Origin of the sequence: Tabrizicola sp., from assembly GCF_041911175.1 — a bacterium.
GTDB lineage: Bacteria > Pseudomonadota > Alphaproteobacteria > Rhodobacterales > Rhodobacteraceae > Tabrizicola.
Genome location: NZ_JAYRPN010000037.1, coordinates 1 through 2102 on the forward strand (window position 1 = coordinate 1; position 2102 = coordinate 2102).

General features: G+C 67.5%; 1 protein-coding gene. It reads right to left on the reverse strand.

From position 1 onward, the window contains the following. Positions 1-396: 396 nt before the first annotated feature. Positions 397-2043, reverse strand: a complete 1647-nt coding sequence (locus ACE3P6_RS04680; RefSeq protein ID WP_374392077.1) for an amidohydrolase — start codon at positions 2041-2043, stop codon at positions 397-399. Positions 2044-2102: the final 59 nt, after the last annotated feature.

Below are 2102 nucleotides of genomic sequence, written 5' to 3' on the forward strand. Positions count from 1 at the left end.
CCCACAAGTAGTGAAGCTGACACCTACATCATCGGTCGGCAGGTTCCCCCGCTCCCCTAGTAGGCCGATATGCTCGTATTCAGACGCCGATGCGCCCAAACCGCCCGCATATCCCTTCATATTCCATCAATGTCAAAGAGCGCGGACACAAAACACGCAGCACACCAGAACTTCTGGCGTAACTGCCATCTTGCCTCCAGGATTTCGCGGCTTTCGTGACCGCTTCCGATCCTTCCCGGCTTCGTTTCCGCCGCCGTTCCGTTTCGGTGAGGGGGCTTTTACGCACCGACCCCGAGGGCCGCAAGCGGAAAATGACGGGAAGATGACGATTTTTTCCGAAGAAGCGTTTTTCCTTTTGTTTTCAATACACTGACAGGCACGACGGGTTGTCGCACCCTACAGCCGGGCCCCGTCATGCGTCACCCTGCCCCCGGCAATCGTCAGCGCGATTCCCGTCCGGCCCAGATCTTCCGCCGGAATCGCCTCGATATCGCCGTCGATCAGCACCAGGTCGGCCGCCATCCCCGCCCTCAGCACCCCCGTCAGCCCCTCCCGATGCGCAGCCCAGGCCCCGCCCGCAGTATAGGCGTGCAAGACCTGCATCAGCCCGACCCTCTCGTCCTGGCAGCCCTCATAGGGCACCCGGGTCAGCGCCGCCTGGATGCCGCGCATCACGCTCACATCCGTCACCGGCCAGTCGGAGGCGAAAGCCAGCGCCGCCCCGTGTTCGGTCAGCGTCCGGGTCAGGTAGGCATCGCGCCAGCGCTCCCGATGAAAGACGTGGTCCATCGTCGACATCGGGAAATCCATCGCGCCCGGCGGATGCGGCGGCTGCACGCTGGCCGTGATCCCCAGCGCCCCGAGCCGGGGCACGTCGGCCCGGTCGATCAGCTCGATGTGCTCGATCCGGTGCCGCAGGTCGGGCCGCCCCGCCGCCTCATAGCCGTCAATGGTCTGCCGCACCGCCCCGTCGCCGATGGCATGGACCGCGATCTGCAGACCCCTCGCCGAAATCTCGCGGCAGATGTCCTTGAACCGCTCGTGCTCGAAGAGCGGCGCGCCCCGCTCGGTCGTCCCCGGATAGTCGTGCAGCATGAACGCCGTGCGGCTGTCCACCACCCCGTCCATGAACATCTTGACGAAACCGCTGGTCACCCAGTCGCCCCGGAACTCCGCCGCCATCGCAGAAGCCCGCTCCAGCTCCGCCAGCGCCATATGCGGCTTGAAGTGGAAGGGCACCTTGACCCGCGCCGTCAGCCGCCCCTCGGCCTCCATCTCCTGCAGAAGCACGCAGGTGTAGCGGTTGCCGTCCATGTTCACCATGCTGGTGATCCCGTGCGCCGCGCAATGCGCGAGGCCCGCCGCCACCTTCTCCTTGTCCTTCGCGCGCTGCTCGGGCGAGGGCCAGGGCTCCGGCTCGCCCCCCGTCGCGATGCCAAGCTGCAGGTGCAGGTCGCCGGTCAGCGCCAGCACCGGCGAGAAGGCCTCGAACTCCAGCAACTCCCCCGTCGCCGTCCCGTCCGCGCCCATCACCACCACATGCCCGGTGGGCATCGCCGCCCCGTGCAGCAGGCCCGCCGCCCGCAGCGCCGGCGTATTGGCCCAGACCGTGTGATGGTCCGGCGACATCATCGCGATCGGTCGGTCGCCGAGCACCCGGTCCAGATCGGCCCGCGTGACCGGATGCTCCAGAATCTCATAAGCCGCCCCCTGCGCCATCAGCAGCGGCAGGTCGGGGTTCTGCATGGCATAGGCCCGGAAGGCCCGCGCCAGATCATCGAACCCCGCCACCCCGCCCAGCTGCAACTGCGACAGCTCGTTGCCGCCCAGCACCAGATGCAGGTGGCTTTCCACGAATCCCGGCAGCAGCGTCCGCCCCCCGGCATCCACCACCCGGCAGCCCGGCCCCGCCAGCGCCTCCACCTCGGCGCGGCTCCCGACCGCCAGGATGCGCCCGCCCGCCAGCGCCACCGCCTCGGCCCGCGGACGCCCCTCGTCCATCGTCAGGACCTTCGCATTGGTGATGATCATCTCGGCCTGCACGACTCTCTCCCTTTCATACTGGGACAAATATCCCACGGGGGTGCGGGGGTGTGAAACCC